The following is a 6,208-nucleotide window of genomic DNA, read 5'->3' as shown; positions in this document are numbered from 1 at the left end:
ATTCCCCCCCGACTATGTTTGAAAAAATCCTTATTGCCAACCGCGGCGAAATTGCACTGCGTATCCAGCGCGCATGCCGCGAAATGGGCATCAAGACCGTGGTCGTCCACTCCGAGGCCGATCGCGAAGCGAAGTATGTCAAGCTGGCCGACGAGTCGGTCTGCATCGGGCCGGCACCGTCGGCACTGAGTTACCTGAACATGCCGGCGATCATCAGCGCCGCCGAAGTGACCGATGCCGAAGCGATCCATCCGGGTTACGGCTTCCTCTCCGAAAATGCGGACTTTGCCGAACGCGTCGAAAAATCCGGTTTCGTCTTCATCGGGCCCCGCTCCGACTCCATCCGCCTGATGGGCGACAAGGTATCTGCGAAACAGGCAATGATCAAGGCTTCCGTTCCTTGCGTGCCCGGCTCGGAAGGCGCATTGCCGGAAGACCCGAAGGAAATCATCCGTATCGCACGCAAGATCGGTTATCCGGTCATCATCAAGGCCGCGGGCGGTGGCGGCGGACGCGGCATGCGCGTCGTGCATACCGAAGCGGCTTTGCTGAATGCCGTCACCATGACCAAGAGCGAGGCCGGCGCAGCATTCGGCAATCCCGAAGTCTATATGGAGAAGTACCTCGAAAATCCCCGCCATGTGGAGATCCAGGTTCTTGCCGACGAATTCAAGAATGCCGTCTGGCTCGGCGAACGCGACTGCTCGATGCAGCGCCGGCATCAGAAAGTGATCGAGGAAGCGCCTGCACCCGGCATCCCCCGCAAGCTGATCGAACGCATCGGTGACCGATGCGCCGAAGCTTGCCGCAAGATCGGCTATCGCGGCGCCGGCACCTTCGAGTTCCTGTACGAGAACGGCGAGTTTTACTTCATCGAAATGAATACCCGCATCCAGGTTGAGCATCCGGTCACCGAGATGATCACCGGCGTGGACCTCGTTCAGGAGCAGATCCGGGTTGCCGCGGGCGAGAAACTGCGATTCCGCCAGCGCGATATCGAGTTGACCGGACATGCGATCGAGTGCCGGATCAATGCAGAGGATCCGTTCAAGTTCACTCCGTCGCCGGGCAAGATCGTTTCCTGGCATGCGCCGGGCGGGCCCGGCATCCGGGTCGACTCCCATGCCTATGCCGGTTATTTCGTGCCGCCGACCTATGATTCGATGGTCGGCAAGGTGATCGCTTACGGCGCGACACGCGACCAGGCGATCCGCCGCATGCAGATCGCGTTGTCGGAAATGGTAGTCGAAGGCATACAGACCAATATTCCGCTGCACCGCGAGCTGATGGTGGACGCGCGGTTCATCGAAGGTGGCACCAACATCCATTACCTCGAACAAAAACTGGCTGCAAAGCCTGACCTGTCCAAGGAACTGGCGCAACTTGCCAAGAAATAAGGTCCTTTATGAGCTGGACGGAAATCGTCATCGAAATCGACCGTGCGCACGCCGAGCCTCTTTCGGATGCCTTGATGGAGGCAGGCGCGCTGTCGGTGTCGGTGGAGGATGCGGACGAAGGCACGGATGCGGAACAACCGTTGTTCGGCGAGCCGGGCATGGAACCCGCGGAGGCCGCGTGGGAGCGCAGCCGCGTGGTTGCCCTTGCGGACATCGACGCAGACCATGCGGTCATTGTGGCCGAGGCGGCCGCAGCCGTCGGACTGGCTCAGGCGCCTGCCTACTCCCTACGTGCGGTCGAGGAGCAGGATTGGGTCAGGCTGACCCAGGCGCAGTTCGATCCCATCCACATCGGCACCAATATCTGGGTCGTGCCGAGCTGGCATGATGCGCCGGACCCGAACGGGCTGGTGCTGGAACTCGATCCCGGACTCGCCTTTGGCACCGGCAGCCATCCGACTACCCGATTATGCATGGAGTGGCTGGAACGGAATGCACCGGAGAATTTGTCCGTGCTGGATTACGGCTGCGGATCGGGAATCCTGGCGATGGTGGCGAAGAAGCTGGGCGCCGCGCGCGTGATCGGCATCGATATCGACCCGCAGGCAATCGAATCGGCACGCTACAACAGCCAACGCAATCAGTGCGAAATCGACTACTATTTACCGGAAGAATTCGGCACGAATGCCCAACAAGAGCGGTTCGATATCGTGGTCGCAAACATCCTGTCCAGTCCGCTGAAACTTCTTGCGCCGATGCTGTCGTCCCGTGTCGCGGATGGCGGTGCGCTGGTGCTGTCGGGGGTGCTCGTACGCCAGGCCGATGAAGTCGCCGCCGCGTATGCCCCCTTCATCGAACTCTCGGTCGCCGGCGAACACGAAGGCTGGGTTGTACTGGCTGGCCGGGCCGCCGGCGCACGATAAGTCGATGGCGCTGGCAACCCAATGTCCGCATTGTCAAACGACGTTCCGGGTCGCGCATGACCAATTGAAGTTGCGGTCGGGGTTGGTACGCTGCGGCGCCTGCAAGCAGATTTTCAACGGTATCGAAAATTTATTGCGGCCGGAGGAGCCGGCGCCTCCGCCCGTCCCTTCGACGCCTGTTGCCGATCCGTCGCCGGTTTCTCCGTCTGCGTTCATCGCGGATCCCGGCCCTCAACTTGCTCCGGATCCAGAGCCAGAGCAGGAAACGGAAGCACCGCTCGACTCCCATTCCGGGGAGGTAACCGATCCTGCGGCAACCGACCAGCCCGAAGAACACCACACGCCTGATCACATCATCCCCCCAACGCACGTCGCCGACGACGATCCGTTGCAGCGGATGACGCTGTTAAATTTCAGCAATACCGCGGAGAACGAGCCGGTTGATGGAAGCCCGCAGGTCGTGGAGCCGCCTCCCGATCCAAATGCGCCCGATCCGCTGGAGACGGTGATCGAAGACCTGCAACGCAAGCCTCTGCGCGGCAAACGAAAACCCCGCCGCAAGACTACGGACGCGCTCGATGAAGCCGATGAAGACGAGTCGGCATACCAGGAGCCGAGCTTCATCAAGCAGGGACGCAGAAGGCAGCGCTTCGGACGTGCGCTGCGTATTGCATTAGTGACCGGCACCCTACTGTTGCTCGTGGGCTTGTTCGCGCAGGCCACGTATATCTTCCGAGACCAGCTTGCCGCCCGCTTTCCGCAAACCAAACCGGCATTGGTGGCCGCATGTGGTTTCATCGGATGCCGGATCGGATTGCCGGCACAGATCGATGCGGTGGCGATCGAATCGACCGAACTGCAGTCGCTCGCGCCGGACAAGAATATATTCGTGCTGAGCGCATTGCTGCGCAACCACGGCGCCATCGTCCAGGCATGGCCACATATCGAGCTGACCCTGAAGGATGCCAATGAAAAGCCGCTTGCCCGGCGTGTCTTCGGACCGGCGGATTACGTCAGGACCGGACCGGATATCCAGAAAGGATTGCTTCCAAAATCGGAGCATGCAGTCAAAATTCAATTCGAGCTGGCGCATTTTAAAGCGGCGGGCTACCGGGTATATCTGTTCTATCCGTGACGCCGAATCTCGGCCACGCCCATTCCTTCTTACCTTCCCATTACTTCACTTCTTTCAATGTCCAAGCCATCCCTCATCTGCGGCTCGCTCGCATTCGATACCATCATGTCTTTCGGCGGGCGCTTCTCGGAAGCCCTGTTGGCTGATCAGTTACACAAGATCAATGTCGCTTTCCTGGTGCCGCAGTTGCGACGCGAATTCGGCGGCTGTGCCGGCAACATCGCCTACAACCTGAAGCTCCTGCAGGGCGATCCGCTCATCATGGCAACCATCGGTCAGGACGGGAGCAGCTATCTTGATCGCCTCAAGCAGCTGGACATCGACACCCGCTGCGTACGCAACATCGATGCCGCCTACACCGCGCAGGCATTCATCACCACCGATGCCGACAGCAACCAGATCACCGCCTTTCACCCGGGCGCGATGGCGCAATCCCATGAGAACAAGGTCGGCGACGCGGGAAAGGTGGCGCTCGCCATCATCGCACCCGACGGCCGTGACGGCATGCTGGAACATGCGCGGGATTGCGCATCGCTGAACGTTCCGTTCATTTTCGATCCGGGCCAAGGCTTGCCAATGTTCAACGGTGCCGAGCTTGAGCACTTCATTGAACTCGCCACCTACGTGGCGGTCAACGATTATGAAGCCGAATTGCTGACTGAACGCACAGGGTTAAGTCTCCATCAGATCGCGCAACGCGTATCGGCACTGATCGTGACACGCGGCGAACTGGGTGCGGAAATCTTCACCGATGGACAGCGTATCGACATCCCGTGTGTGAAGGCCGATGCGGTTGTCGACCCGACTGGCTGCGGCGACGCATTCAGGGCCGGCATGCTGTACGGGCTGACACAGGAGATGGACTGGCCAACCACCGGCCGCTTGTCGAGCTTGATGGGTGCGATCAAAATAGCCTCCCAAGGCGGACAGAACCACGTGCCGTCGCGCGCTGAAATCGAAGACAGATTTCAACGGGCATTCGGGTACCGTTTTTAAGCCCGGCCCCCGCCGAAGCCGGGCCGTGGTCTTCCTGAGACACCAACCCGCAAGGAAACAAAATGCGTAAAGCCGCGTCATTGAATTCGCTTCTCGTGGCAGGCGTGTTCGTCTCCGCCTGTTCCACTCAGGGGCCGCCGACTCAAACACAGATGGCGCCGGCGCGGGGACCGACCAGCATCCAGAATGCGGAAATCACCAATGTGCGCGACGTGACGACGGCCGGCGGTCGGCAGCCTGGAATCGGATCATTGGTCGGCGGTGTGCTCGGCGGTCTGGCCGGGAGCACGATCGGCAACGGATGGGGCCGCACTGCGGCGACGGTCGGCGGCGGGATCGCCGGCACGGTTGCCGGCAATGAGATCGAAAAAGCGGGTGCTACCACCAGCATCACCGAAGTGACAGTCCGTCTTGCGGACGGCAGCATGAGAACGATCAACCTGCCGCCGGGCAGCGACTTCCGTATCGGAGAGAGAGTGACGTTGGTGACCGATGCGGGTGGAAAGGTCCAGCTTTCCCGCAATTGAGACGAAAATACCGCAATCGCGTACCGGCTTACTGGCCGGGCTGCGGACAAAGCTTTTCCTTCGCCTCTTCCATCGTCACTTGTGGCGCGGCAACCTGCACTACCTTTCGTTTGCTGGTGTGGCCGCGGATGATCGTCACCGCACGCTGAGGTACATCGAGCATTTTGGCGATATACCGAACGAGCGCGTCGTTCGCCTTGCCGTCGATCGGCTGTGCCTGCAAGCGGATTTTCAGCGCTTCGTCCAGCACACCGGCAATTTCATTTTTCCTTGCATTCGGCGACACCTGCACCTGCAGTTGAATGCCTTCGCGCGTTGCGCTGCACCAGCATTCTTCAGGCAATCGATGTCACCAGCGAAGTAATCAGGCGCAGGCCGATCTGCAGCAGCAGCAGCGCTGCCAGCGGGCTGAGATCGATACCGCCGATCAGCGGGATGACACGGCGCAGCGGCCGCATCAGGGGATCATTCAGGGCGCGGATGAACGGCGCCAGCGGCGCATGCGGATTGACCCAGCTGAACACGGCCTCGATGATGATCAAGCCCATGAAGCCGTAGAAAACCCATTCGAAGAATCGCAATACGGACAGCAGCACCAGGTACTCGGCGGAGAACCGGTACACCATCAGCAAGTTAATCGCCACCGACAAAAGGATGACCAGGATGGCGCCGATCAGGCTTGCCCAATCGTATCCGCCGGCACCGGGAAGCACCCTGCGCAAAGGCCGCACGAGCCAGTCGGTCAGCTGAAACGTGAATTGGCCAATCGCGTTCGGCGGTCGGATACGGACCACCTGCATCCAGAACCGAAGCAATAAAACACCGCCCAGCACACCGGCAATGGTATCGATGATCAGGGTAAAAATACTTTGCAGCACGTCTTGCTCTCCCAATAAAAAACCCGTTGTGTGAGCCTAAACCACACAACGGGCATTCTGCCTGATCTTGCTCAGGCAACCAAGCAAGCCTGGTGATTACGGACGGCTGCCTGTCGGAAACGGCCAAGCTGCTGCCGGGTTCAACACCGTCTTCACCGCGGGAGCTGCAGCGGCAGGTTTTGCAGCGGACTTCTTCGCTGCTGCTTTCTTAGGAGCTGCCTTTTTCGCGGCTGGTTTTGCAGCGGCCTTTTTAGGAGCTGCCTTCTTGGCTGCGGCCTTTTTGGGCGCTGCCTTTTTGGGCGCTGCCTTCTTGGCTGCTGCTTTCTTAGGAGCGGCCGCCTTCTTGGCTACG

General features: G+C 60.1%; 8 protein-coding genes. 5 read left to right on the top strand and 3 right to left on the bottom strand.

Features of this window, described 5'->3' with window-relative positions; translation table 11 throughout:
• Positions 1–14: 14 nt before the first annotated feature.
• From accC to V7080_RS22695, 5 genes are all read left to right on the top strand, one after another.
• Positions 15–1,397, top strand: coding sequence for an acetyl-CoA carboxylase biotin carboxylase subunit (gene accC / locus V7080_RS22715; protein ID WP_334190657.1), 1,383 nt, complete (start codon positions 15–17; stop codon positions 1,395–1,397).
• A gap of 8 nt (positions 1,398–1,405) precedes the next feature.
• Positions 1,406–2,320, top strand: a complete 915-nt coding sequence (gene prmA, locus V7080_RS22710) for a 50S ribosomal protein L11 methyltransferase (protein ID WP_334190656.1) — start codon at positions 1,406–1,408, stop codon at positions 2,318–2,320.
• A gap of 4 nt (positions 2,321–2,324) precedes the next feature.
• Entirely contained in the window at positions 2,325–3,455 is a 1,131-nt protein-coding gene (locus V7080_RS22705; RefSeq protein ID WP_334190655.1) for a DUF3426 domain-containing protein, read from the top strand.
• A gap of 57 nt (positions 3,456–3,512) precedes the next feature.
• The gene (locus V7080_RS22700) at positions 3,513–4,451 is read left to right on the top strand and encodes a carbohydrate kinase family protein (RefSeq protein ID WP_334190654.1); all 939 of its coding nucleotides are present in this window, start codon (positions 3,513–3,515) and stop codon (positions 4,449–4,451) included.
• Positions 4,452–4,513: 62 nt separating this feature from the next.
• Complete coding sequence (locus V7080_RS22695; RefSeq protein ID WP_334190653.1) at positions 4,514–4,978, top strand: glycine zipper 2TM domain-containing protein; 465 nt, start codon at positions 4,514–4,516, stop codon at positions 4,976–4,978.
• A gap of 28 nt (positions 4,979–5,006) precedes the next feature.
• Here the strand turns inward: V7080_RS22695 and V7080_RS22690 are convergent, their stop codons facing one another.
• The 3 genes from V7080_RS22690 to V7080_RS22680 form a co-directional block, all read right to left on the bottom strand.
• On the bottom strand, positions 5,007–5,321 hold the full coding sequence (locus tag V7080_RS22690) for a DUF167 domain-containing protein (RefSeq protein WP_334190652.1): 315 nt from the start codon (positions 5,319–5,321) through the stop codon (positions 5,007–5,009).
• Positions 5,314–5,856 carry a YggT family protein gene (locus V7080_RS22685; RefSeq protein WP_334190651.1) on the bottom strand — a complete coding sequence of 181 codons (543 nt, stop codon included), beginning with the start codon at positions 5,854–5,856 and terminating at the stop codon, positions 5,314–5,316. The genes V7080_RS22690 and V7080_RS22685 overlap by 8 nt, the downstream gene beginning before the upstream one ends.
• Positions 5,857–5,952: 96 nt before the next feature.
• A partial coding sequence (locus V7080_RS22680) for a histone H1-like repetitive region-containing protein (RefSeq protein WP_334190650.1) occupies positions 5,953–6,208 on the bottom strand: 256 nt, incomplete at its 5' end.

The sequence above is a fragment of the Noviherbaspirillum sp. genome (assembly GCF_036846085.1).
GTDB lineage: Bacteria > Pseudomonadota > Gammaproteobacteria > Burkholderiales > Burkholderiaceae_D > Noviherbaspirillum.
The sequence above is the reverse complement of the archived record's forward strand: the minus strand, read 5'-3'. Positions and strand labels throughout refer to the sequence as shown.

What these genes read in the sequence shown, in the direction of transcription:
- V7080_RS22695 (WP_334190653.1), top strand. Translation starts at nt 4,514, where the DNA reads ATGCGTAAAGCCGCGTCATTGAATTCGCTTCTCGTGGCAGGCGTGTTC.
- accC (WP_334190657.1), top strand. Translation starts at nt 15, where the DNA reads ATGTTTGAAAAAATCCTTATTGCCAACCGCGGCGAAATTGCACTGCGT.
- V7080_RS22705 (WP_334190655.1), top strand. Translation starts at nt 2,325, where the DNA reads ATGGCGCTGGCAACCCAATGTCCGCATTGTCAAACGACGTTCCGGGTC.
- prmA (WP_334190656.1), top strand. Translation starts at nt 1,406, where the DNA reads ATGAGCTGGACGGAAATCGTCATCGAAATCGACCGTGCGCACGCCGAG.
- V7080_RS22700 (WP_334190654.1), top strand. Translation starts at nt 3,513, where the DNA reads ATGTCCAAGCCATCCCTCATCTGCGGCTCGCTCGCATTCGATACCATC.